Source organism: Sphingomonas sp. A2-49, from assembly GCF_025548555.1.
In the GTDB taxonomy this organism is placed as follows: Bacteria; Pseudomonadota; Alphaproteobacteria; order Sphingomonadales; family Sphingomonadaceae; genus Sphingomonas.
The window spans coordinates 144,869-170,191 of record NZ_JAJLPA010000004.1 but is presented as its reverse complement, the minus strand read 5'-3'; the positions used below and the strand labels follow the sequence as shown (position 1 = coordinate 170,191).

The 25,323-nt window shown below is 70.3% G+C and carries 16 protein-coding genes; 8 read left to right on the top strand and 8 right to left on the bottom strand.

The window, feature by feature from the left end; all coding sequences use genetic code 11:
- Window positions 1-5 precede the first annotated feature (5 nt).
- The 4 genes from LPN01_RS06735 to LPN01_RS06720 all read right to left on the bottom strand — a co-directional run bounded on the left by LPN01_RS06735 (window position 6) and on the right by LPN01_RS06720 (window position 6,433).
- On the bottom strand, window positions 6-1,025 hold the full coding sequence (locus LPN01_RS06735; protein ID WP_262827596.1) for a cupin-like domain-containing protein: 1,020 nt from the start codon (window positions 1,023-1,025) through the stop codon (window positions 6-8).
- The gene (locus LPN01_RS06730; protein ID WP_262827595.1) at window positions 1,018-1,734 is read right to left on the bottom strand and encodes a SapC family protein; all 717 of its coding nucleotides are present in this window, start codon (window positions 1,732-1,734) and stop codon (window positions 1,018-1,020) included. The genes LPN01_RS06735 and LPN01_RS06730 overlap by 8 nt, the downstream gene beginning before the upstream one ends.
- 1 nt (window position 1,735) lies before the next feature.
- Window positions 1,736-3,295, bottom strand: a complete 1,560-nt coding sequence (locus LPN01_RS06725) for a tryptophan halogenase family protein (protein ID WP_262827594.1) — start codon at window positions 3,293-3,295, stop codon at window positions 1,736-1,738.
- 99 nt (window positions 3,296-3,394) lie between these two features.
- The gene (locus LPN01_RS06720; RefSeq protein ID WP_262827593.1) at window positions 3,395-6,433 is read right to left on the bottom strand and encodes a TonB-dependent receptor; all 3,039 of its coding nucleotides are present in this window, start codon (window positions 6,431-6,433) and stop codon (window positions 3,395-3,397) included.
- A gap of 235 nt (window positions 6,434-6,668) precedes the next feature.
- Between LPN01_RS06720 and LPN01_RS06715 the strand changes: the two genes are divergently transcribed.
- The 4 genes from LPN01_RS06715 (at window position 6,669) to LPN01_RS06700 (ending at window position 14,604) form a co-directional block, all read left to right on the top strand.
- Entirely contained in the window at window positions 6,669-8,924 is a 2,256-nt protein-coding gene (locus LPN01_RS06715; RefSeq protein ID WP_262827592.1) for a beta-glucosidase family protein, read from the top strand.
- 53 nt (window positions 8,925-8,977) lie between these two features.
- Window positions 8,978-10,198 (top strand): MFS transporter, encoded by a 1,221-nt coding sequence (locus tag LPN01_RS06710; protein ID WP_262827591.1) that lies wholly within the window; start codon window positions 8,978-8,980, stop codon window positions 10,196-10,198.
- 135 nt (window positions 10,199-10,333) lie between these two features.
- Window positions 10,334-13,093, top strand: a complete 2,760-nt coding sequence (locus tag LPN01_RS06705) for a TonB-dependent receptor (RefSeq protein ID WP_262827590.1) — start codon at window positions 10,334-10,336, stop codon at window positions 13,091-13,093.
- Between the two features lie 14 nt (window positions 13,094-13,107).
- Window positions 13,108-14,604, top strand: a complete 1,497-nt coding sequence (locus LPN01_RS06700) for a CehA/McbA family metallohydrolase (protein ID WP_262827589.1) — start codon at window positions 13,108-13,110, stop codon at window positions 14,602-14,604.
- Here the strand turns inward: LPN01_RS06700 and LPN01_RS06695 are convergent.
- Together LPN01_RS06695 and LPN01_RS06690 are read right to left on the bottom strand one after the other, a co-directional pair.
- A complete protein-coding gene (locus LPN01_RS06695) occupies window positions 14,601-15,560 on the bottom strand; it encodes a class I SAM-dependent methyltransferase (protein WP_262827588.1) in 960 nt (319 codons plus the stop codon). The genes LPN01_RS06700 and LPN01_RS06695 overlap by 4 nt on opposite strands.
- A gap of 55 nt (window positions 15,561-15,615) precedes the next feature.
- Window positions 15,616-16,443: a YkgJ family cysteine cluster protein gene (locus LPN01_RS06690; RefSeq protein WP_262827587.1), complete on the bottom strand. Its 828-nt coding sequence runs from the start codon at window positions 16,441-16,443 to the stop codon at window positions 15,616-15,618.
- A 380-nt stretch (window positions 16,444-16,823) separates the two neighbouring features.
- On the opposite strand from LPN01_RS06690, the gene LPN01_RS06685 reads away from it, so the two are divergent.
- From LPN01_RS06685 to LPN01_RS06670, 4 genes are all read left to right on the top strand, one after another.
- Window positions 16,824-18,383, top strand: coding sequence for an alpha-N-arabinofuranosidase (locus tag LPN01_RS06685; RefSeq protein ID WP_316747055.1), 1,560 nt, complete (start codon window positions 16,824-16,826; stop codon window positions 18,381-18,383).
- 184 nt (window positions 18,384-18,567) lie between these two features.
- Window positions 18,568-19,497 (top strand): 5-dehydro-4-deoxyglucarate dehydratase, encoded by a 930-nt coding sequence (gene kdgD / locus LPN01_RS06680; RefSeq protein ID WP_262827608.1) that lies wholly within the window; start codon window positions 18,568-18,570, stop codon window positions 19,495-19,497.
- Window positions 19,498-19,514: 17 nt separating this feature from the next.
- Window positions 19,515-20,402, top strand: coding sequence for a LysR substrate-binding domain-containing protein (locus LPN01_RS06675; protein ID WP_262827586.1), 888 nt, complete (start codon window positions 19,515-19,517; stop codon window positions 20,400-20,402).
- Complete coding sequence (locus LPN01_RS06670) at window positions 20,399-21,937, top strand: carboxylesterase/lipase family protein (protein ID WP_262827585.1); 1,539 nt, start codon at window positions 20,399-20,401, stop codon at window positions 21,935-21,937. The genes LPN01_RS06675 and LPN01_RS06670 overlap by 4 nt, the downstream gene beginning before the upstream one ends.
- A gap of 47 nt (window positions 21,938-21,984) precedes the next feature.
- Here the strand turns inward: LPN01_RS06670 and LPN01_RS06665 are convergent, their stop codons facing one another.
- The gene (locus tag LPN01_RS06665; protein WP_262827584.1) at window positions 21,985-23,811 is read right to left on the bottom strand and encodes a hypothetical protein; all 1,827 of its coding nucleotides are present in this window, start codon (window positions 23,809-23,811) and stop codon (window positions 21,985-21,987) included.
- Window positions 23,808-25,121 carry an MFS transporter gene (locus LPN01_RS06660; RefSeq protein WP_262827583.1) on the bottom strand — a complete coding sequence of 438 codons (1,314 nt, stop codon included), beginning with the start codon at window positions 25,119-25,121 and terminating at the stop codon, window positions 23,808-23,810. Before LPN01_RS06660 ends, LPN01_RS06665 begins: the two co-directional genes overlap by 4 nt.
- Between the last annotated feature and the right edge of the window lie 202 nt (window positions 25,122-25,323).

The window sequence follows — 25,323 nt, the reverse complement described above, 5'->3', positions numbered from 1 at the left end:
GCCGTTCACCGGCTGAGCGCCCGCAGCAGGAAGGCGCGCAGGCGACCGGCGCTTTCCGGCGTCAGCGGTGCGAGCACGCTGCGCGCCGCCGCCGGGATGTGCGCGGTGGGCGCGCCGCCGTCGCCGAAGACGTAATAGTCGAACATGTCGCGCCAATGCCTCTTCTGGTCGTCGGGAAGGTCGCGCACCGCGAGGATCGCGTGATGCAATGCGTCCTGCGGCTGGCCCAGCCATCGCGGGGTGGTGCGCCACCAATAGTTCACGAGCACGTTGAACGCGGCCAGCCCCTCGACATGGTGCCACCACATCGCCGGGATGTAGAGCGCGTCGCCCGCGTCCAGTTCGGCGACCTGCGCATGGTCGAGCGCGTCGCGGAAACGGGGAAAGGCGGTGAAATCGGGCGCGTGGAAATCGACCATGCTGACCGCGCGGCCTGCCGGCGTGTTGTCGATCGGCCCGAGGTACAGGTTGCGGAACTGGTCGCGCGGGAACAGCGTGAACCGCCGCTGCCCGACCGCGACGCAGGCGAGGTTGTCGGGGACGTCGTTGTGCGCGGCGATGCGGGTGCGCGTGCCCATCCAGATGCTGGCGAGCGGATCGCGGTCGCCGAGGTCGACGTGGTTCGCCTCGTGCAGCCCGTCGAAGAAGCCGCGCATGTCGATCGAGGCGAGGTAGATCGGCCGCGCATCCGCCGCGGCCTCGTTGGCGGCGATATGCGCGAACACCTCGTCCAGCCGCGACTGGACGGTGGCGAAGTTCATGCCCATCGCGGCATCGTAGAACAGCCGCCCGTCGCTGCCGCCGGCTCCGACCGAGACGGTGAAGGGCACGTCGCGGCGGTGAGCGAGGATATAGTCGCGCGCTCCTTGCGCCGACCGCCGCCCCGCCTGCGCCAGCGGCCAGTCGGCCACCAGCCCGCGCACGACGAACGGCGCATCCGCATCGCGCAGCCGCACGTCGAGGTCGGCGGCGTCGGCCACCGTCACCTCCGCGACGCGGGGCAGGGCGGCGAACGGATCAGCCAAGACCCGCCGCCCGGTTCTTGCGCGCAATCAGCGCGGTGAGGTTGGCGTGCGAGGCGAGCGCCATGAAGATCGGCATCAGATGCCCTTCGCGGTGCAGGTCGTCGAGCGCCGCGGCGCCGAGGTCCTGCAACCGGTCCTCGTCGATGACGTGAAAGCCGACCAGCCGGTTGGTCGACCCGTCGTCCAGCGTCACCTCGACGCTGAGCGGTTCGAGCAAGTCGTGGCGCTGGAGCGCGGCGAAGAAGCCGGCGCTCTGGCGATAGCCGGTATCGAGCGCACCGAGCTTTTCGATCCGGTCCTCGAGGAAGGTCGAGGGGCGGCCGTCGGCGTCGAACAGCCGCGTGCCCTCGCTCTCGCTCAGCCGCGGGCTGGCCATGTCGATATGCACTTGCCCGCCCTCGCCGCCGTTCGGATCGGCGCCGATCAGCAGCGGCTGGATCTCCATCGCCAGGGGCACGTAGCGCGCGTCCCAGCGGTCCCCCGCAAGGTACAGGTTCTCGCCGTTGTCGAAGCCGAACAGCGCCACCGCGACGGTCGTGCCGTCCTCCAGGTTGCGGCGGAACAGGATCGGATATTCGTTCTGCACGCGGCGGAATTCGTCGGGGACGACGAGGCAGCTCATCACGGCATCGCCCATGTCGGGCCCGCGCTCGTGGCGGACGCGGACGTTCGCATGGGCGGCGGCGGTGAGGATGGCGTGATGCGGCATGTCAGGATCGTCCCGTGGCGTGCGCCGCGGCGGGACGTTCCCGGCGGAGCGCATCGAAATAGTCGCGATGGGCGGGCAGGCCCGCGGCGAGCGCGCGGCCGCGGCGGCGGACCTGCGTCAGCGCCTCGACCATCGTCGGTTCGGCCGCGGCGGGTGCTGCCGGCGCGGGCCAGCCCATGCCGTACAGCACATATTGATAGCTCGCCGGCGGGAACACCTCGTCGGCATGGGGCAGGTCGGCGGCGGAGGGCGGATGGTGACGCCACACCGCGAGCAGGTCCGCCAGCCGCTCCGGCAGCCGGGCGGGGTTGCGATGGTCGCGCCAATAGCGTTCGGGCCGCGCGCTCAGCACGTAATGCAGCTTCAGGAATTCGACGATCCGGTCCCAGCGATAGCGGAACAGCGCGTCGAAGCGGCGCGCGTGGACCGGCATCGCCGTCCGGTCGGCGGGGAAGCCGGCGAGCAACGCCTCGACCGACAGTTCGACCAGCACGATCGCGGAGGCCTCGAGCGGTTCGAGGAAACCCGCGGACAGCCCGACCGCCAGGCAGTTGCGCACCCAGAATCGCTCGCGATGCCCCGATCGGAAGGCGAGGCGCCGGACCGGCGGCAGCGGCACCCCGGGCGCGACGCGCGCGACGTAGCCGGTCAGCGTCGCGAGCGCGGCTTCGTCGTCCATATAGGCCGAGGCATAGACGCAGCCGATGCCGCGCCGGGTCGGCAGGCCGATGTCCCACAGCCAGCCGGCGGCATGCGCGGTCGCGATCGTCTGCGTCGCGATCGGGCTGTCGGCCGCGACCGGCAACTGCACCGCCAGCGCGCGATCGTTGGGCAGCACGTCCGACCGGTCGACGAAGCCGCTGCCCAGCGTGTCGCCGATCAGCAGCGCCGCCTGGCCGGTGCAATCGAGGAACAGGTCGCCGGCGATATCGCCGTGGTCGCGGGTACGCACGGCGGCGACGTCGCCGTCCGCCGTCTTCGCCACCGCGACGACATGGTCGCGGACGTGACGGATGCCGAGCCGCCCGACGCCATGCGCCGCGAGCAGCGCCGCGAACTTTCCGGCGTCGAGGTGATAGGCGTAGTTGAGCGCGCCGGCATAGCCCGGCATCGCCCGCTGGCGGGGGGCGAGGCCGTGGGCGCACACCGCCGGCTGCGCCGCCACCGCATCGGCGAAGCTGTGATCGGCGGCGACGGCCCGCCATGCGGCGACCAGCGCGTGCGGATCGCCCGCCGCGGGGGGGACGAAGGGGTGATCGTAACCGTCGTCGCCCGCGCCGGTCCGCCAGCCCTCGAACCGCGATCCCTGTTTGAACGCCGCGTCGCAGGCGAGCAGGAAGTCCGCCTCGTCGATGCCGATCCGCTCCAGCGTCCGCCGCATCGTCGGCCACGTGCCCTCGCCGACGCCGATGGTCGGCACGTCGGGGGATTCGACCAGCGTCACCGCGATGGGTCGCCCCGCCGCCGCCGGCCCGCGCGCCGCGATCAGGCACGCGGCGAGCCAGCCCGCGGTGCCGCCACCGACGACGACGACCCGGTCGATCGTTGCTTCAGACGCCATGCTGCCGTCCTATCGGTCGCCGCCGTCCCGGCAAGACGAAAAGAGCCACCTCCTCGCGGAGATGGCTCGTTCCGCATGCCTTGGACGGGCGGGTGCCGGTCAGAAGCTGAACCGTACGCCGCCGGAGTAGCGCGCGTCCTGCTTGACCACGAAAGTGACGTTGCGGTCCGACCGGCGATGGCCGCGCCGGTCCGCGCCGGTCAGGTTGATCGCCTCGGCGAACAGGGTGACGCCGGGGACGAACTCGAAGCTCGCGCTCGCATCCACCTGACCATATCCTTGCGTGTAGAAGGGGTTGATCCCGCCACCCGCCAGGAATTCGGCACGCCAGTTGTACGACACGCGCGCCTGGAAGCCGTTCTTGTCGTAATAGGCGCTGGCATTGGCGCTGTCGGACAGGCCGTTGACCGCGAACTGCGACACGCTGGCGGGCAGCGCGTTGTTGAAGTCCTTGTTGCCGTTGACGATCGTGTAGTTCAGCTGGGTGCCGAAGCCGGTGTTCCAGAAGCTGTGCTGGATCGCGAATTCGAACCCGTTGATCGTCGCGGTCTGGTCGCTGTTGAACGGCGTCGAGATCACGAAGTTGACCGGCGCGTCGTCGGGCGAACCCAGGATCGTGCCGTTCACGACGCTGCCGGGATAGTTGGCGCCGATATAGTCGCGGATCTGCGCGAAGGTGGCGTTCGCGCCGAGCGCGTTGACGGCGGCGCGATAGCGTGGCCCGTTCGCCGGGTTGGTCAGGCCGAAGGCCGGGCCGTTGACCTGCGTGCTGCCGATGTAGTTCGACACCGTCTTGCGGAAATAGCCGACCGACATGTAGCTTTCGGGCGTGTAATACCATTCGGCCGACAGATCGATGTTCTTCGACTTGTAGGGCACGAGGTTCGGATTGCCCTGCGCGCCGGTGCCGCCGCCGACGCGGAACAGCTGGTCGAGCGTCAGGCCGCCCTGCAGCGAGCCGTAATCGGCGCGGGTGATCGTATGGCTGTAGGACGCGCGCAGCTTGACGTTGCGGATCGGCTGGACGTCGAAGTCGACCGACGGCAACCATTCGTCATAGCTGCCCGAAAAGGTCGTGAAGTCGCTGCGTCCCGAATAGACGATGTTGAATTCGTTCTGCGAATTCTGGCGCGTGCCGGTCGGGATCGGCACCAGCGCCGACGATTTCACCGTCGTGTTCTCGTACCGCAGCCCGCCGATCAGGTGCGCGGGGTTCGAGAACAGGTCGAACGTGTTGTTGATCTGGATGAACGGGGCGACCGTCTTTTCGCGGATACGCCGGTCGGTCGTGTAGGGTGTCAGGCAGTCGCCGTCGCCGCCGCAAATCTTGTACGTCTGGTCGAGCAGGCCGACGACCTGTTCGAAGCTGTAGCCGTAGAATTGCTTGGCGATGTCCGCACTGCCGACGCCGCTCACGCCCTTGAACTTGCTGGGGATGTCGATCAGCTTGAAGATGTCGTCGGGCAGCAGCGCCGCCGCCGCCGCGCGCTGGGCCGCGCTGTCGCCGCCGGTGCCGCCCCAGGTGTCGTTCTGGAGCACGCCATAGGCGGAGCGGACCTTGTTGTCGGTATAGGTGAAGCCCCAGTCGATCGAATCGAGGAAGCTGCCCTCGTGATCGTAATGGCCCTTCAGCTGGACCTGGTTGATCAGGTCCTTGAAGTAGGAATTGCGGAAGGCGTTGCCGGTGGGCACGATCAGCGCCGCGTTGAGCGGGTTGATGCCCGGCTGCATCTGGTACGAGATGACCGGCAGGTCGTTTTCGAAATTGATCGTCTGGTTGGCGACGCCGAAGATCGCGGTGCCCAGCGAATTGCTGTTGCCGTATTTGTTGGTCGGCTTCGATTCCGCGGTCGAATGGTGCGCGTCGAGCGACATGGTGACGCCGCCCGGCGCTTCCCAGGTCAGGTTGCCGCCGAGCGACTTGTTCTCGGTGCGATAGGCGGTCAGCGCGCTGGAATAGGACAGGTCCTTGGCTTCCGCGGCGGTGAAGCGCTCGGTGTAGAACTTCGGTCCGGCGACGGGGCCGTCGGTCCACGCCGACGAGGTGTCGTTGTGGTTGAACCAGATGCCGACGTTGGCGTTGCGCGTCTTCACCTCGTTGCGCGAATAGGTGTAGTCGACCGTCGCGGTCAGGCTGTCGGTCGGCTTCGCCTGCAACACCAGCTGGCCGTTGATACGCTCGCGGCTGATGTTGTTGACGTCGTAGGACGCGTTCTGCGGCACTTCGTAGACGTCGGTGGGATCGGGCCGGTTGGTGATGTTGGCCGCGCGCGGATCGCCCGGCTGCGCCAGCGAGCCCCAGTTGTTCTCCGAACCCAGATAGCCGTCGCGCCAGCCGACGTTGGCCTGGTTCACCGACGCGCGCCGCTTCTGGTAGACGCCGTTCAGCAGGATGCCGATGCGATCGTCGGCGAAGGTGGTCGAGAAGATGCCCGACACTTCGGGCGTGATGTCGTTCTTGCCGTTCTGCGAGGTGTCGATCACCCCGCGCGCGGCGATCGAGCCGCGGGTGCCGGCCTTGTCGAGCGGGCGCGGCGTGCGGATGTTGATCGTCGCGCCGATGCCGCCCGACGGGATGCTGGCGCGGCCCGACTTGTACACCTCGAGCGAGGCGATGCCTTCGGAGGCGAGGTTGGCGAAGTCGAACGCGCGCGAACCCGGCGCGCTGTTGCCGTCGCCGATGACCGAGGTCGGCAGCTGGCGGCCGTTGAGGACGACCAGATTGTATTCGGGGCCGAGGCCGCGGACGGTGACGAACGAGCCTTCGCCGTTCGACCGGTCGATCGACACGCCGGTGATGCGCTGGAGCGATTCGGCGAGGTTGGTGTCGGGGAACTTGCCGATATCCTCGGCCGAGATCGCATCGACGATGCCCTGCGCGTCGCGCTTGATGTCGGCGGAGGCGCGCAGCGAGGCGCGGATGCCGGTGACGACGATGTCGTCGCTGACCTCGGTCGCGTCGGGCGCCTGCGCGGCCTGTGCGGCATCGGCGGGGGAGGGCGGCACGATCTGCGACGGGCCGGTATTGCCCATCGTCGCGGCGGCGTCCTGCGCCCAGGCCGCGGCCGGAACGCCCGCCAGGGCGATCGCCGAGGTGCCGATAATCAAACGCGAAAGCGAACGAGCCGTGAAGCCCATCGTGAATCCTCCCTGTCGCGGCACGCATGGCTCGTGCCTTCCATGGGAACGTTCACTTGATCGTTTGCAGAATGTTGTCAAGCGGATGGAACGGCTATTGTGAACGTTCACCGGTTATGCTGTTGATGGGGCGGGTGGTGTGACAAATCCGCATCGCCCGTCCGTCGCCGCGCCGGTTGGCGCGCGCGGGACGACCGACTGCGACGCGCAGCGGCGATCATGTGGGAGAGAGACGATGCCGAAACTGCTGCACCTCGCGCTGATCGGCGCATCCGCCCTCGCGCTTGCGCCGGCGGAAGCGCAGATGGCGGCGCCCGCGGCGAACGGCGCCGCGACGACCGCGGCGGCCCGCGCCCGCGCCGACGCGATCGTCGCGCGGATGACCAGGGCGGAAAAGCTCGCGCTGGTCCACGGCCTGTTCCCCCCGATGGCGGCGGGCAAGAGCACCAACCCGCTGGTCCCGTCGGCCGGCCATATCGACGGCGTGCCCCGGCTCGGCGTGCCGCTGGTACGCGAGAGCGACGCGTCGCTCGGCGTCGCCAACCAGGTCGAACAGCGCAAGGGCGACGTCGCGACCGCGCTGCCGTCCAGCCTCGCGACCGCGGCGAGCTTCGATCCGGAGATCGCACGCGCCGGCGGCGCGATGATCGGGTCGGAAGCGCGCGCGAAGCGGTTCAACGTCCTGCTGGCCGGCGGCGTCAACCTGACCCGCGATCCGTGGAACGGCCGCAACTTCGAATATCTCGGCGAGGACCCCTTGCTCGCCGGTACGCTCGCGGGCGCGCACATCGCCGGCGTGCAGAGCAACCGCATCGTGTCCACCGTCAAGCATTTCGCGCTCAACGCCCAGGAGACGGGACGGATGATCGTCGACGCCCGGATCGGCGAGGCGGCGTTCCGGATGAGCGACCTGCTGGCGTTCGAGATCGCGATCGAGCGTGGCCGGCCGGGATCGGTGATGTGCGCGTACAACAAGGTCAACGGCGACTGGGCGTGCGAGAACGACCATCTGCTCAACGACGTGCTCAAGCGCGACTGGGGCTATGGCGGCTGGGTGATGAGCGACTGGGGCGCGGTCCATTCGACCGCGAAGGCGGCGAACGCCGGGCTCGACCAGCAATCGGGGCAGGAACTCGACAAGGGGCTGTATTTCTCCGCGCCGTTGACGGCGGCGGTCGCCGACGGTGCCGTGTCGCAAGCCCGGCTCGACGACATGGTCGCGCGCTACCTGACCGGGCTGATCGAGACGGGCGCCTATGACACGCCGGTCCCCGCCGCCGCGACGACGCCGCCCTACGCGCGCAATGCCGACGTCGCGCAACGCGCCGCGGAGGCGGGGATCGTGCTGCTCAAGAATCGCGGCGACCTGTTGCCGATCGCGCGCAGCGCCAGGCGGATCGTCGTGATCGGCGGCAACGCCGACGTCGGCGTGCTGTCGGGTGGCGGATCGTCGCAGGTGCGCTCGGTCGGCGGCGCGCCGGTCGAGATCCCGCTCGCCTATGGCGGCTCGGCGTCGTTCGCGCGCATCACCTATCACGCCTCCTCGCCGCTGCTGGCGCTGCGCAAGGCGCTGCCGGGGGTACAGGTGACATGGGTCGATGGCCGCAACCTCAACGCGACGGTCGAGGCGGCGCGGACCGCCGACCTCGCCATCGTGTTCGCGACGCAATGGACGACCGAGGCGGACGATGTCCCCGACCTGCGCCTGCCCAACCAGCAGGACGCGCTGATCGCCGCGATCGCCGCCGTGCAGCCGCGGACGGTCGCGGTGATGGAGACGGGCGGGCCGGTGCTGATGCCGTGGATCGACCAGGTGCCGGTCGTGGTCCAGGCCTGGTATCCCGGCCAGCGCGGCGGCGAGGCGATCGCCAACATCCTGACGGGCAAGGTCAATCCATCCGGACGGCTGCCCATCACCTTTCCCGCCGGTGCCGGCCAGCCGGTGCGGCCGCGGCCCGTCGGGCTCGATCGGCTGAGCGCGCAGGAGGCGGCCGCCGCCGCCGACCCCGGTGCCGCGGCGGGGCGCGTGCCCGAAAGCTTCCCGGTCGACTATGTCGAGGGCGCCGACGTCGGCTATCGCTGGTACGAGAAGAAGGGGATGACGCCGCTGTTCCCGTTCGGCCACGGTTTGAGCTACACCCGCTTCGCCTATCGCAACCCCGTCGTCACCGGCGGGCAGACGCTGAGCGTGACCTTCGACGTCGTCAACACCGGCGCGCGGGCGGGCGCCGACGTGCCGCAGATGTATGTCGCGCGCGAGCGGGGCGATGGACCGATGCGCCTCGCCGCCTTCACCCGCGTGACGCTGAAGCCGGGCGAGAGCCGCCGCGTCACGCTGACCGCCGAACCCCGCATCGTCGCGGACTATGACGTGAAGCTGCCGGGCTGGCGGATCGACGCCGGCCGCTACCGCGTCGCGCTGGCGCGGGACGCGGGCGACCGGACGATGGTGTCGTCGGCGACGCTGGAGGCGGCGACGATGAAGCCCTGACGACGCGCGCGGCGGTTGCCGCGGGCGCGGATCGGGCGCAGGGCCTTTTTCAGATGCGCCCGCCCCCCGACCCGTCACGCGCCGCGTCGCCGCGTCGTTCGCCGATCTTCCTGATCGCCTTCGCGCTGGCGAACGTGGGCGGGGTCATCGCCTATCTGCCGCTGCTGACGCTGCTGCTGCCGCTGAAGATCGAGGTGCTGAGCGGCAGCGCGCGGATCGGCGTGTTCACCGCCTGCGTGACGGCGGGGGCGATCACCGCCAGCGGGTCCAATATCCTGTTCGGCTGGCTGAGCGACCGCTCGCTGCACCGCGGTGCGGGGCGGCGGCGCTGGATGGCGGGTGGATTCGCCGCCACCGCGGCCAGCTATGCGCTGGTCGCGCTCGCCGCGACGCCGGTCCAGATCGTCGCGGCGATCGTCGTCTTCCAGTTCGCGGTCAACGCGCTGCTCGCGCCGATGATGGCGATCATGTCGGAAGAGATACCCGATGCGCAAAAGGGCGTCGCGGGCGGCCTGCTCGCGCTCGGCAGCCCGGTCGCCTCGGCGATGTCGACGCTGCTGATCGGCCTCGCCACGCTGCCGGAGGCGGCGCGCCTTGCGCTGGTGCCGTGCGCGGTCGGCCTGTGCGTGCTGCCGCTGCTGCTCGGCGGGCGCGCCGTCGCGACAGGACCGACCGATCCCGCGGCGCCCGCCGGCACCGCGTTCGCGCGCCGCGACCTTGCCGTGGCGGGATGTTCGCGGTTGCTCGTCCAGGTCGCGGGCGTCGTGACGCAGGCGTACCTGCTCTATTATTTCGAGAGCATCGTCGCCGCCGGCGCCCGGCCGGACCTGCCGGTGCGGATCGGCCACCTGCTGACGCTCGCCTTCGTCCTGCCGCTGCCGGTCGCGCTGCTGCTCGGCCGGCTGTCGGACGTGATCCGGCGGCGCAAGCCGGTGTTGCTGCTGTCGGCGTCGGTCGCGACCGCGGGGCTGGTCGGCATGGCGGCGGCGCGCGACTGGACGGGCGGCGCGATCGCCTTCGCCGTCTATGCCGCCGGGTCGTCGGTGTTCGTCGCGCTGCACGCGGCGTTCGCGATGCAGTTGCTGCCGAGCCCCCGCCACCGCGGACGCGACCTCGGCCTGCTCAACCTCGCCAACACGCTGCCGTCGCTGCTCGGGCCGCCGCTGACGTGGATGCTGGCGACGCCGCGCGACTTCAGCGCGGTGATGCTGACGCTCGGGGCACTGACGCTGTGCGGCGGGCTGGGGATGCTCGGCGTGCGGGCGTGGCGTTAGGGGCCGGCCGCGGCCGACCCCGTCCATTTCGTATAAATAATTCAAATTGCCTTAATAGTGTAAGACGCCACCCCTAGGCGCGCCCTCGACCGGTGCCGCAACGACGGCGCCGCACGACCATGCGGGGGCCAGTTCATGCGACGTCTTTCCTACAAGTTCCTTCTGCTGTCCGGCGCGATCGGCATCGCGGCGGCTGCCGTGCCGGCGCGGGCGCAGACCGTCCCCGCGGCCGATCCCGCGACCGACGCGGACGGCGCGCAGACGGCCAGCCAGGCGCTGACCGACGACATCGTCGTCAACGGCAAGCGCCAGCGGACCGCGCTCAGCGAGGAACATGACGCGATCGCGACGGTGGACATCGTCACCACCGGCGACGTCGCGATCAATTCGCAGACCAGCGTCGCCGATCTCGCCAAGGCGCTGCCCGGCGTGTCGGTCAGTCGCGACCAGGGGCGCAACCAGAGCGCGACCGGCGAGGCGCAATATGTCTCGATCCGCGGCTTCGACACCAGCTACAACGCCTATACGCTCGACGGCCTCCGCCTGCCGCAGGTTGCGGGCACGTCGCGCGCGATCTCGCTCAACCTGTTCTCGCCGTTCGCGATCGGCGCGATCGCCGTCGACAAGACGCCCGGCGCGGCGAAGGATGCCGATTCGATCGCGGGCATCATCGACCTGCGCACGCCGACCGCATTCGACTTCAGCCGCGCGTTCACCCGCGCGCGCGTGCTGGCGCAGGGCGCCCAGCTGGCGCTCGACCGCAAGCAGAAGGGGCTGGGCGGCGCGATCGGCATCGATGCGGCGCGACGTTTCGGCGCGAACCAACATTTCGGCGTCTATGTCGCGGGCTATTACGAGGAGCGCGCGAACGCCGCCGAATCGACCGCGGTGCAGAACGACTACAAGGTGCTGAACGCGACCACCGGCACGGTGCGCAGCGTGCTCGACGCCGGCGGCAGGCTCGCGGCGGACGGCGTCCAGTGGAATTTTTACAGCAACGAGATCAAGCGCTACGGCGCGACCGGCTCGCTCGATGTCCGCAGCGATCCGGTCGACGTCTTCGCCCGCGTCAACTACGCGACCTATCGCAACACCAACACGATGAACCAGACCGCGTTGCGCAACGAGCTGACGCGCGGCCAGACCAATCCCAACGGCGGCGCCTATACTGCGGCGGGGGTCTACACGCCGCTCGGCATCAACCCCGCCAGCTATTTCCGCACCGAGGATGTCGAGCAGGAGCTGCTGTCGATCCAGACGGGCGCGAAGGCGCATTGGAACGGCTTCACCGCATCGCTCGAGGGCGCCTATGCCGACGGCCGCTTCGACCAGCCGCAGCGGATCGAGGCGGCGTTCCGCGGCATCGCCTATAACGGCGCGGCGGGGAACACCGGCGCGGCGCGCGAGGGCGTCGTCGTCGACCTGTCCGATGTCCGTTCGCCGCGGCCGGTGCTGTCGTCGGGCGCGATCGCCTATGTCGCGACGCTCGACCGGCCGACGCAGCTCTACGTCCAGCAGGGCTACGACTATCTGTCCGAAACCAAGAAGACGGTGAAGGGCAGCCTGGGCTGGACCGGCACGGGCGTCCTCGCGGAGGTGTCGGTCGGCGGCCTGTACGAGGATGCGGATCGCAAGGGCCGCACGCTCGCTCCGGACGCCACGCGCTACCGCTTCCTGACGCCGCTCCAGTCGGGCAGCGTGCAGGGGCCCAGCGTCGCGCAATATTTCGGCGACGTGCTGACCGGGTTCCTCGATTATTATCCCGCCCGCCCGATCAAGGTGCTCTCGCGCAGCCAGCTCGATTCGCAGGTCAGCCAGTTCGTCAATCAGGCCGCGGTGCCGGTCGCGACGATCAACCAGGGGCTGCTCGACGGGAACGAGACGCGCAGGGCGGCCTATGCCACCGCGACGCTCAGGATCGGCACGCTCGAGGTGATGCCGGGCATCCGTTACGAGGACAACCGCTTCTCGGCGCGCTATTTTCTGTCGGATGCCGATGGCGCGCGCTTCGTGTCGGCGGGGCGCAGCTACGATCATGTCGACCCCAGCCTGCTCGCCGCCTGGAAGCCCGACGATCGGTTCGTCGTGCGCGCCGCGGTGCGTTCCAGCTATACCCGGCCGTCGTTCGACCTGATCGCCGGCCCGACGCGGATCACCCGCGATCCGGGCACGAACGCGATCATCGCGATCACCCAGCCCAACCCCGATCTGCGCCCGGTGTCGGCGTGGAGCTACGACGCCGGGGTGGACTATTACGGCGGCGTCGGCCGCTACGTGCAGCTCGCCGCTTATTACAAGGATCTCAGCAACTTCGTCGTCAGCACCGCTACGCGCAGTGCGGGCGAGACGATCGACGGCATCGTCTATACCCGCCCGGTCAACGGCGGCAGCGGCACGGTGAAGGGGATCGAGGCGTCGGGCCGCTTCACGCTCGGCGACATGGTCGGCGGCGGCATGCTCGGCAACCTGGGGGTCGGCGGCAACATCACCTACCAGAACACGAAGGCGACGTTCGTCATCCCGGTCGGCGCCACCCGCCCGGTGCGCACGACCTCGCTGCCGCAGGCGCCGGACCTCATCTACAATGCCGAGATCTTCTACGCCGGCGACGGGTTCCGCACCAACCTGTGGTACAATTACACCGGCCGGCTGCTCGCCGCGGTGCAGGATACGCAGCCGGACATCTACGTCCAGCCGGTGGGCGAGCTGAACTTCGGACTCGCCTATGAGGTGACCGCCAACCTGGAAGTGGGCGTGTCGGCGCGCAACCTGCTCGACCAGCACACCTATTGGGCGACGGTCGGCAAGGACCGGACCTATATCTCCAACGACCGCAACGGCGGCTATATGAAGACCGGCCGCGTGTTCCAGTTCAGCCTGACGATGAAGATGTAACGGGAGCGGACGGGATGCGGTGGACGATCCTCCTCTGGCTGGCGCTCTTCGCCACGCTGCTTGCCGCCGCACCCCGGCCTGCGCCCGACGTCGTGCTCGCCGGGCGGATCGGCGGCGCCGATCGCGCCACGACGCGCGACCTGGCGTTCGACGTGCCCGCCGGCACCGCGCAGGTCCGCGTCGCCTTCGCCTATGACGGGCGCGACCGCGGCGTCACCATCACGCTCGGCGTCGCGGACCCGCAGCGCGTCCGCGGCTGGGGCGGCGGCACCAAATACGACTTTACGATCGGCGAGGCGTTCGCCACGCCCTCGTTCCTGCCCGGGCCGGTTGCCCCCGGCCGCTGGCGCCTGCTGATGACCGTGCCGGGCATCCGCGCCGGCGACAGCGCCGGCTGGAGCGCGCGAATCTGGTTCGCGCGCGCAACCGACCTCGACGCGGTGGCCTTTTCCGCCGATCCGATCCGCGACGGGCCCGGCTGGTATCGCGCCGACCTGCACACCCACAGCGGCCAGAGCGACGCGCGCTGCCGCAGCCTCGCCGGGCGCGCGGCCGGGTGTCCGCCGCTCTATACCTTTCAGGAAGCGGCGGACCACGGGCTCGACGTGGTCGCGCTGACCGATCACAACGTCACCTCGCACTTCATTGAGATGGGCTATCTCCAGCCGCATTTCGACACGCTGCTGCTGATGCCGGGGCGCGAGCTGACGACGCGCGACGGCCATGCGAACCTGCTCGGCTATATGGGGCCGCTGGAAACCGACATCGGCCGCACGGGCGCCGAAAGCGTCGCGGCGCTGCTGGCGACGGCGCATGCCACCGGCGGGTTCCTGACGATCAACCATCCCGCACGCCCCACCGGCGAGGATTGCCTGGGCTGCGGCTGGGCGCCGCGGGACACCGATTATGCCGGGGTCGACGCGATCGAGGTGGTCAACGGCGGCTCCACGATCGAGACGCCGGGCGACCGCGAGGCCGCCATCGACCGTCAGCTACGCTATTGGGAGGCGCTGCTGGATCGCGGCTACCGGCTCACCGGCATCGCCGGATCGGACAACCACGATGCACTCCAGTATCGGGGGGCGTCGCCGGTCGGGCCGCAGGCGGCGATCGGCAGCCTGGCGACGGTGATCCGCGCGGACGACCTTTCGCAGGGCGCGATCCTGCGCGGATTGCGATCGGGGCGGGTGTTCGTCGATCTCGACGAGGGCCGCGGGCGCGTGCTCGACCTGATCGCGACACGCGGGCGGGACCATGCGGCAATGGGCGGCACGCTGCCGCGCCGGCGCGGCCCGATCGCCGCCGTCGCGCATGTCGAGGGGGTGGCGGGGGGCCGCGTGTCGCTGGTCGTCGACGGCGTCGTCCGGCCCGGCCCGGGCGTCCCGGTCGCCGGTGCGCGCGCGGACGTGCCGCTGCGGCTCGACCATGGCGCGCAGCGCTGGTTCCGCGTCGACGTCCGCCGGCCCGACGGGCGGCTGTGGCTGATCGGCAACCCCGTCTACGTGCGCTAGCCGTCGCCCGTCCGGGTCGGGCGGGTGACGATCGCCGCGACCAGCGCGATGCGATCGACGTCGCGATAGGCGGGCGCGTCGAGTTCCTCGCCGAACACGTCCGGATCGATCTCCCGATAGCGGATCGCGCAGCCGTGCCCGTGCGCCAGACCGGTCAGCGCCGCGCGCAGCGCATCGCCGCCGCGGACGATCGCGCTGCCGGTGTAGAGGATCAGCCGTCCCCCCGGCGCCAGGCGCGGCACCGCCATCGCCGCCATGTCGAACGACACCTGCCCGCCGTGCATCGCGCCGCCGTCGCGATACAACCGGCGCTCGCGGTCGATGATGAACGGCGGGTTGGCGGTGGCGAGGTCGATGGCGTCCGGCACGGGGTCGAGCGTCGCCGCCTCGTGCGTCACGATCGAGACGCCCGCCGCGCGCGCGTTGATCCGGGCGAAGCGCAGCGCCGCCGGGTTCACGTCCGTCACATGCACGCGCAGGTCCGGCCAGGCGAGCGCCGCGACGATCCCGCCGACTCCCGATCCGGTGCCGATATCGACCATTCGCGCGTCGGGTCGCAGCGGCGCTGCGCGCAATGCGTCGTCCAGCAACGCGGCGAAGCGGTAGCTGTCGGGTCCGAAGAACACCGCGTCCGGCGCATCGGTGGGATAGGCGGAATGGACGAACAGGCGGTCGTGAAGGCACGACACGCGGATCGTCGCGCGATGCGACGCTCCCGTCGATACGACGACGCCCGCCTGTTCCAGGATCGCCTCGATCGCCGGATCGCACTGGCCGGGCCGATAGGGCAGGCTCCAGCCGAGCATGTCCTCGACCGTCCGCGCCTCGCGCCGCTCGGCGCGCGCGACGACGCGGGCGTGCGTCGCCGGCGTCGGCGTCACGAACGCATAGCCGCGCGCCTGCAACGCCGTCAGCAGGTGGAGCAGGTGATCGTCGGCGGTCGGTACGGACGGCATGATCCCCTCTGTCCTCAGCATGGAGCGGGCCGCTCGGGCGGCGGTATCGGCACCATCACGTCACTCCCTGCCATCCCCGCGACCTGACCGCAGGTGGTGCGGCCGTGTCAATGTCGTGTGCTGCGACGAACGGCTCGTAGCGGGCTCCGGCGCGGGCCCCGGCGCGCGCGACCGTGCCGCCGGCATCGGCGACCAGCGCCGCGGTGGTCGCGGATGCGGTGACGAACCGCCAGTCGGTCGCCGGCACCTCGTCGTCCTCCCCCGCCACCGCAGCGATCGCGGCGAGCAGACGGTCGGCGGCGAGCACGACCACCACGCTGCCCTCGTTGGCGAGCGCGACATCGGTCAGACCCAGCCGGTGCGCCAGACGCGCCTTCGTGGCGCGGTCGTCGCGCTGCGCAATGGTCAGGGCGCGGATCGCCGTGCCGGCGGCCGTCGCCGCATCGTTCGCCGGTCCGGGCGCCGCGCTCCACGCCTCGGGCGGGCAGAGCTTGTCGGCGGGGTCGACGGCGCGGTCCGGCCGGACCTCTGCGGGATAGATGCGGCAGGCATTCGGCCGCCGCTCGTACGCGCCGCAGCGCCGGTCGGGCAGCAGCCGCGGGCAGGCGCCGTCGAACGCCGCGACCGGAGTCAGTGCCACCCGGATCGCCAGGCCGCCGCTGTGCGCCGGAAATCCGATCGCCCAGCGGTGCAGCGCGGCGGCGTCGCCCGGCGGCCCCAGGTCTGGCGCGGCCTCGCACCGCAATTCCACCGTGCCACCGTTCGCGGCCCAGTCGCGCGCCTCGGCGACCGACAGTGGCAGGCGCAGCCCGTGGCAGCAGCGGCCGCAGGCGGTACAGGCAAAGGCAGGCAGGCGGGCAGGCGCCAGTTCGATCGACGTCACGGGTCCGGCACGCTCTTCCGCCGACCCGTGCGATTCGTTCCCCGATCGCACCCGGTCGGCGCAGCGATGCGAAGGCGCGCCCGACGCGGTCGGGCGGCCATGGCCATTTGGCGCAATCGGGCCGCCGGGGGAAGATCGCGCATGGTATCCCCCGCCGTGCGATCGGGGTTGACCTCTCCGGCTTCATGTCTGACAAGATATTGAATATAGGGGAGAGGCATCATCGTGCACCTGGGCTGGTCTAGCCGCGTCGCCGCGCTTGCGACGATCGCATCGGCGATGCCCGTGCCGGCCGACGTCGCGCCCCCGCTGCTTTTCCCGGCCGGCGACGGCATCACCCCCGACCAGGCGCGGCGGCCCCGCGCGACGGAGACCGAACGATGAAAACGATCCTCACCGCCCTCGCGCTGGTGCTCGCCGCGCCCGTGTCCGCGCAGCAGGCCGCGCCGGCGCCCGACGGCGGCGGCGACGCCGTCACCGTCCATGGCGACCGGCCCGCGCCGAAGTTCGACCGGCGGATGTTCGGCCAGTTCGCCGAACACCTCGGCACCGGCATCTATGGCGGGATCTGGGTCGGCAAGGGCAGCCGCATTCCTAACGTCGACGGCTATCGCCGCGACGTGCTCGACGCGCTGAAGGCGATCCGGGTGCCGGTGATCCGCTGGCCCGGCGGCTGCTTCGCCGACGAATATCACTGGCGCGAAGGCATCGGCGCGCCCGCCAAGCGCAAGGTCAAGATCAACACCAACTGGGGCGGCGTGACCGAGGACAATGCGGTCGGAACGCACGAATTCATGAACTATTCCGAGCTGGTCGGCGCCGAGCCCTATGTCTCGGGGAACGTCGGCAACGGCACGCCGAGCGAGATGGCGGAATGGGTCGAATACATGACCTCGCCGAGCGGATCGAGCCTCGCGAAGGAACGCGCGGCCAATGGCCGCAAGGCGCCGTGGAAGCTGCCGATGTTCGGCATCGGCAACGAATTGTGGGGCTGCGGCGGCAACATGCGGCCCGAATACGGCGCCGACGTCACCCGTCGCTACAGCACCTTCATCAAGATGCCCGAGGGGCAGACCGTGATGAAGATCGCGAGCGGCGCCAATTCCGAGGATTACACCTGGACCGAGGTGATGATGCGCGAGGCGAGCCGCCAGTTCGACGGCATCGGCGTCCATTACTATACCGTGCCCAACGACTGGGCACACAAGGGATCGGCGACCGGCTTCGACGAGGACCAGTGGGCGCGCACGCTCGCCAAGACGGTGAAGATGGACGAACTCATCACCCGGCACGCGGCGATCATGGACAAATACGATCCGAAGAAGCGCGTCGCGCTGCTCGTCGACGAATGGGGCACCTGGTACGACCAGGAACCGGGCAGCCATCCCGGCTTCCTGTACCAGCAGAACAGCCTGCGCGACGCGCTGGTCACCAGCCTGAACTTCGATATCTTCGCCCGCCACACCGACCGGCTGCGCGGCGCCAACATCGCGCAGATGGTCAACGTGCTCCAGGCGATGATGCTGACCGACGGCAACCGCATGGTGAAGACGCCGACCTATTGGGTGTTCGACCTGTACAAGGACTATCAGGACGGCATCGTGCTGCCGGTCGACGTCCGGTCGCGCTGGTATTCGAAGAACCAGTGGGTGCTGAAGGCGGTGAGCGCCAGCGCGGTGCGCGGCGTCGACGGCGCGGTGCACATGGGCCTCACCAACGTCGATCCGAACCAGCCCGCCAGCGTCACCGTCCGCCTGGACGGCGTCGCCGGCGCGGCGGTGACCGGCCGGATCGTCACCGCCGCGACGATGGACGCGCACAACACCTTCGATGCGCCGAACGCGGTCGTGCCGGTGGCCTTCACCGGTGCCGCGCTGTCGGGCGGCACGGTGCAGGTGACGCTGCCGCCCAAGTCGGTGGTGATGCTCGACATCCGCTGACCGGGCCGGATCCCGCCCCCGCCGGATGCGCCCCGTCGCGCGTGCCCGGCGGGGGGCATCCAGCCAAGGCGCGCATCGATCCATCGCGCCTTTGGTTTGGACGCTGCTCCCGTCGACCCGTACCACCCTGCCAAGATCCGCGATCCACGAACCGCGGGGACGACAGGAGAGCCCAGTGACGACGATGAGCCCCACCGACATGGCGCGCCACCTGGGCGGCGGCCTGCTGTCCTTCCCGGTCACCCACTTCGACGCGGAGGGGGATTTCCTCGAAGGCCCCTATCGCGAACATTGCGCCTGGATGCTGGGCCACGAGCTGACCGGCCTGTTCGCCGCCGGCGGCACCGGCGAATTTTTCTCGCTCACCCCCGCCGAGGTCGCGACCGTCGTCGCCGCCGCGGTGGCGGAGGCGGGCGGGCGGCTTCCCGTCATCTCGGGCTGCGGCTACGGCACCGCGATCGCCACCGGCATCGCGCGCGATGCCGAACGGGCGGGCGCGGACGGTCTGCTGCTGCTGCCGCCCTATCTGGTCGGCGCCAAGCAGGAAGGGCTCGAACGCCATATCGAGGCGGTGTGCCGCGCCACCGGCCTCGGCGTCATCGTCTACAATCGCGACAATGCGGTGGTCGACGACGAGACGCTGGCACGATTGTGCGACCGCAACCCCAATCTCGTCGGCTACAAGGACGGTGTCGGCGACATCGAACTGATGACGCGCATCTATGCGCGGATGGGCGACCGGCTGACCTATATCGGCGGGCTTCCCACCGCGGAAACCTTCGCGGTGCCGTATCTGACGATGGGGGTGACGACCTATTCGTCGGCGATCTTCAACTTCATGCCGGAATGGGCGCTCGCCTTCTACAAGGCGGTCCGCGCCGACGACCGCGCCGAGGTGCTGCGCCAGCTGCGCGACTTCGTCCTGCCCTATATCAGCCTGCGCAACGAGGGGCGCGGCTATGCGGTGTCGATCGTCAAGGCGGGCATGCGCATCGTCGGCCGCGACGCGGGGCCGGTGCGCTCGCCGCTGACCGACCTCAGCGCGACCGAGCACGACCGCCTGCGCGTCCTGATCGAACGGGTCAGCCCGCAGGCGCTCGCCGCCGCCGCCTGACCGCGATAGGCTGGGCCATGTTCGAACTCAGCCAGCTCCGCTGCTTCGTCGCCGCCGCCGAGGAACTCCACTTCGGCCGCGCGGCGCAGCGGCTCAACATGACGCAGTCGCCGCTCAGCCGCCAGATCCAGCTGCTCGAGCGCATCCTGGACGTAACGCTGCTCGAACGCACCAGCCGCAACGTCGCGCTGACCCCGGCGGGCCGCGTCTTCCTGATCGAGGCGCGGCGCATCGTCCGCCTCGCGGAGAGCGCGCAGCTGTCCGCCCGCCGCGTGGCGAAGGGCGATGCGGGCAAGGTCGCGATCGGCTTCACCGCCGTTTCCGGCTACAATCTGGTGCCGCAGATCGTCGCCCAGGCGCGCGCCGCTTTGCCCAACATCGATCTCGAGCTGCGCGAGATGGTGACGACCGAACAGGTCGATGCGCTGCTGACCGGGCTGATCGACATCGGCTTCGTCCGTCCGCCGCTCGCCCGCCAGGAATTCGACACCGCGCTGGTGCTGCACGAGCCGCTGGTCGTGGCGCTGCCCGCGGGCGATCCGCGCGCCGCCAAGTCGGTGCTCGAACCCGCCGATTTCGACGGCCAGCCGCTCATCATGTACGCGCGGCAGGGGGCGGGCTACTTCCACGACATGCTCATTCGCCTGTTCGACGAGGCGGGGGTCAGCCCGCACTACGTCCAGCACGTCACCCAGATCCATTCGATGCTCGGCCTCGTCCACGCCGGCCTCGCCGCCGCGATCGTCCCCGAATCCGCTTCCGGCCTGCACCTGATGGACGTCCAGTACCGCCGCCTCTCGACCGAACCCGAACGCCCGGTCGAGCTGTTCATGGCGTGGCGTCGCGACAACCATAACCCCGCGCTCGCGCCGATGCGGCGGCTGTGCGCCGAGATGGGGCAATGATCGACCGGCGCGGCGTGCTCGCCGGCATGGCGGCGCTCCCGGCCGCCGGCGTGACGGCCGCGGACCCGGTCGCCACGACCCCGTACGGCCGCGTCCGCGGCCTGCGAGAGGACGGTGTGCTCGTCTTTCGCGGCATCCGCTATGGCGGCGACACCGCCCCCCGGCGGTTCCGCCGTGCGGTCGCGCCGCAGCCATGGCGCGGCATCGTCGACGCCACCCGCTATGGCGCCGCCGCGCCGCAGACCGGGGCGGACGGGCCGACCAGCGAGGACTGCCTGTTCCTCAACGTCTGGACGCCCGCGCTCGACGCGGGCCGACGCCCGGTCATGGTGTATCTGCATGGCGGCGCGCACAGCCACGGGTCGGGATCCGACCCGCTGTACGACGGCACCCGCCTCGTCCGCCGCGGCGACGTGGTCGTGGTGACGCTCAACCACCGCCTCGCCGGCCTCGGCTACGCCTATCTGGCGCAGGCCGGCGGCCCGGCGGAGAGCGGCAACGTCGGCAATCTCGACATCGTTCTCGCGCTGCAATGGGTGCGCGATTCGATCGCGCGGTTCGGCGGCGATCCGGGCCGGGTGATGATCTTCGGCCAGTCGGGGGGCGGCGCGAAGGTCGTGACGCTGATGGCGATGGCGCAGGCGCGCCCGCTGTTCCACGCGGCCGCGACGATGAGCGGCCAGCACGTCACCGCCGCCGGGCCCAACCACGCGACGGCGCGGGCGCGGGCGTGGATGGCAAGGGCGGGCGCGCGCGACGCCGCGGAGCTCGCGACGCTGCCGGTCGCGCGCCTCGTCGCGGCGATGGCGATGACCGACCCGCTGGAGGGGAAGGGCGAGATCAGCTTCACCTCGACGCTCGACCACGACGTGCTGGTGCGTCACCCCTTCTTTCCCGACGCCCCGCGTGAGGCGGCGCCCATCCCGCTGGTGATCGGCAACACGCATGACGAGACCGGCCTGTGGATCGAGGCGACGCTGAAGCGCGGTGACACGACCTGGTCGAACCTGCCCGGGCGGCTGCTCGCGCAGATGACGAAGGACGTCGGCGTCGACCATGTCATCGCGCGCTACCGCCAGCTCTACCCGCAGCGCACGCCGGGGCAGATCCTGCTCGCCGCCTCGACCGCGGGCCGCTCCTGGCCCGGGCACCTCATCCAGGCCGAGGAGCGCGCCCGGATCGGCGCGCCGACCTGGATGTACCAGCTCGACTTTCCCTCGCCCGAGGCCGGCGGCGTGCTCGGCGCGTTCCACACGCTCGACATCGGACTGGTGTTCGACAACACCGCGCAGCCCGGCGCGCGGACGGGCAACGATGCAGCGGCCCGGCGGCTGGCCGGGCAGATGGCGGATGCCTTCATCCGGCTCGCGCGGACGGGTGATCCGAACGGCGGTGCCTTGCCCTCATGGCCACGGTACGACCTGGCGCGCCGTGGGACGATGATCTTCGATCGCGACATCCGCGTCGAGGACGATCCCCGGCGCGAAGAGCGCCTGCTGTTCGCGGTCGCGCCCTATATCAAGCCGGGCGGCTGACCCCGTTCGTCATGCCCCCGCTCCGCTCGCCATGACGGGGGCAGTGCCTACCGGTCCCAGGGAAAGGCCAGCGTCGGCCGGTTGGCGTAGCGCGTCATCGCCAGCGTCAGCCGCGCGCCGCATCCCGGCTCCAGCCGCAGCGTCACGTCGCGGCCGCCGACCGGGCGGGTCGCGCCGGCGAGCGTCACCGCGTCGATGCGATGTTCGCCATAGCTGCCGCCCTGCACCACGACCGTCCGCGCGCTCCGGCCGGTGTTGACCAGCGTCACCTCGGTCGAGCCGTCGCCGAGTGCGTGCACCAGCGCGCCGACGTCCTCCGGCACCCCCGCGCGCCGTCGGTCCGCGTCGAAATAGCGCAGCCGGCAGTGCAGCACCACGCCGCCCTGCGGCGGGCTGGTCGGCGACCAGGGCGGGCGCGCGATGTGCAGCCCGCCGGTCATCGTCTCGATCAGCGCGGTGGCGCTCGCCGGGTTGATGTCGATCGTCCAGTCGGCCAGCCGCTGCATCCGCGTCGTGCTATCCGCCGCCCGCTTCGCCACCCGCTCCGCGACGCGCGCCAGGTCGGCCGTCAGCGCCGCTTCGGGGAAGCCGGGGTTGCGCCCGTGCAGGAAATCGATCCACGGATGCGTGCCCGCCGCCGCCAGGTCGCCGGCGTCCTGCGTCGCATACCAGATTTCGAACCCGTTGGTGCGGTAAGGCCCCGGCTTCCACCCGTACCAGCCCTGTGCGCCGTACATCGTCGGGGCGGACATCACCCCGTCGATGCGCCTCGACGCCGCATTGATCCGCGCGGTCTGCCGCCGCCACAGGTGGATGTATTCGCGGTCGCCGGTCAGCAGCAGGCCGTTGTAGAAGGCCGTGATCGATCGCGGCACGCGATTGCGGTTCTCGCGCACGCCGGTCTGCGGGACCAGCGGCGAGAAACCCCAGCCATAGACGCCCTGCCACCAGTCGGCGCCGACCCGGCCGTCGGTGCCGATCCGGCTCGGCACGATGTCGCCGTTGGCGCGCGCGCGCTCCATCCACGCGTCGAGATAGTCGAGCGCCCAGCCGCGGAACCGCTCGCCCGCGCCCAGTGCATAGGCGTTGACGCCCAATGTCGTCGCCTGCAGATTGAGCGGATTGTCGCCCGCGACGTCGCCATAGTCGTCGTAATGGCGCAGCGTCTGCGCATAATCCTGCTCGCCATGCTCCATGTGGAAGGCGCGCGTGTCGAACGGGTCGCCGGTCCAGTCGAGCGGCGTCGCGCGGCGCAGCATCGGCCCGCGGCTGCCGTTCAGCACGCTGCGGATCACGCGGGCGCGCGGATCGTAATTGGCGACGCTGCGGTCGCGCCCCGTGTAGAAATCGGCATAGCGCCGCGTCCGCTCGATCAGCATCGCATCGTGCGGCGCGCTCAGGCCCATCACGTTGAAGCTGGTGAGGCCTTCGCTGTTGTGCTGCCAGTCCATCTGGACGGGGAATTCGCGGTAATACATGCCTGCGCGTGCGATCGGCACGTCCACCGTCCGCGCCGCGGAATATTGCTTCAGATGCCCTTCCCAGAACCGCTGCGCGAGCGTCAGCAGCCGGTCGGGCGCCCCCAGGGCGTGCAGCGTCACCCAGTCGTTGGCCGCCTCCGCGGCATCGTCGGGACCGTCGTTGGCGCCCCAGCGCTCGAACACCTGCAACGCGTCGCCCGGACCGACGTATTTGGCGAAGAACGCCTCGCACGCGGCGGCGTTGGCGGCGAGCAGCCGGCGTTGCAGCAGCGCCCAGCGCGGCGCCGCCATCGGCGTATCGACGACCAGCACGCCTGGCCGCGCCCGCGCCGCGGCGGGCAGCATGGTCAGCACGGCGCCGGCGCCGAGCAGCGAGCGGCGGTCGATCGTCATGCCGGCAACTCCAGACGCCGGATCGGCCCGACGATCACCAGGAAGGCGAAGATGGTCAGCAGGCAATGCGCGCCGACGAACACCAGCGCGAGGTCGAACGAGCCGGTGCCCGCGACGATGAAGCCGACGACGATCGGGGTGACGATCCCGGCGATGTTGCCGAACATGTTGAACACGCCCCCCGACAGGCCGGCGAGCTGTTTGGGGGCGACGTCCGCCATCACCGCCCAGCCGAGCGAGGCGACGCCCTTGCCGAAGAACGCGACCGCCATCAGCACGATCACCAGCCATTCGGATTCGGCCCAGACACAGGCGATGATGAGCGTCGCCAGCAGCATGCCGGCGACGAGCGGACCCTTGCGCGCGAGGTCCAGGTTGCCGGTCCGCTTCAGGATCGCGTCCGACGCGAACCCGCCGACGAGGCCGCCGACGAAGCCGCACATCGCCGGCGCCGCGGCGGCGAATCCCGCCTCCATGATGTTGAGCCCGCGTTCCTTGACGAGGTAGATCGGGAACCACGTCACGAAGAAATAGGTCAGCACGTTGATGCAATACTGGCCGAGGTAGATGCCCAGCATCATCCGGTTGGCCAGCAGCATGCGCACGTTGTCCCAAGTGAAGGTGCTGGCGCCCGCCTTCGCCTCCTCCATCCGGATCAGCCCGCCGCCCGCCTCGATATGGTCGAGCTCGGCCCGGTTGATCGCGGGGTGCCGCACCGGGCTGTGGATGAAGCGGACGAACGCGAGCGCGGCGAGGATGCCCAGCAGGCCCATCGCCCAGAACACCGATCGCCAGCCGAAACTGTGCGCCAGCCAGCCCATCAGCGGCGCGAAGGCGACCAGCGAGAAATATTGCGCGCTGTTGAAGATGGCGGAGGCGGTGCCGCGCTCCGGTCCGGGAAACCACGCCGCGACCAGCCGCGCGTTGCCGGGAAAGGACGGCGCCTCCGCCAGCCCGACCAGGAACCGCAGCACGAACAGCGTCGCCACCGCCGACAGCAACGGCAGCCAGCCGACGAACCCCTGCATCGCGGTCATCGCCGACCACAGCAGGATCGCCCCGGCATAGATGCGCTTGGTCCCGAACCGGTCGAGCAGCACGCCGCCGGGGATCTGCGCGAGCACATAGGCCCAGGCGAAGGCGGAGAGGACGAACCCGGTCTGCACCGGCGTCAGGCCGAGTTCGCCCGACGCCTGCGTCCCCGCGATCGAAAAGGTCGCGCGGTCGGCATAATTGATCGAGGTGATGAGGAAGATGAGCGCGATGATCCGGTAACGGACGCGCGTCGGGCGCTGGTCGGCGGCGATCATCGGGACGCTCTCCTCGGGGGACATGCCCGTCTGGCGCGGGCTTGGAAGGCCGGAACGCTAGCGGGCGGCGGCCGGGCGGTCCAAGTCGAAAAGCGGGACGATCCAGTCCTTTCGTGGCTCGATGCGATCCCGCGCCGCCGACGGCGGATCGCGACCCATGCGCCACGCGCAACGATCCATGCCCGATTGGGATTGGCGTCGC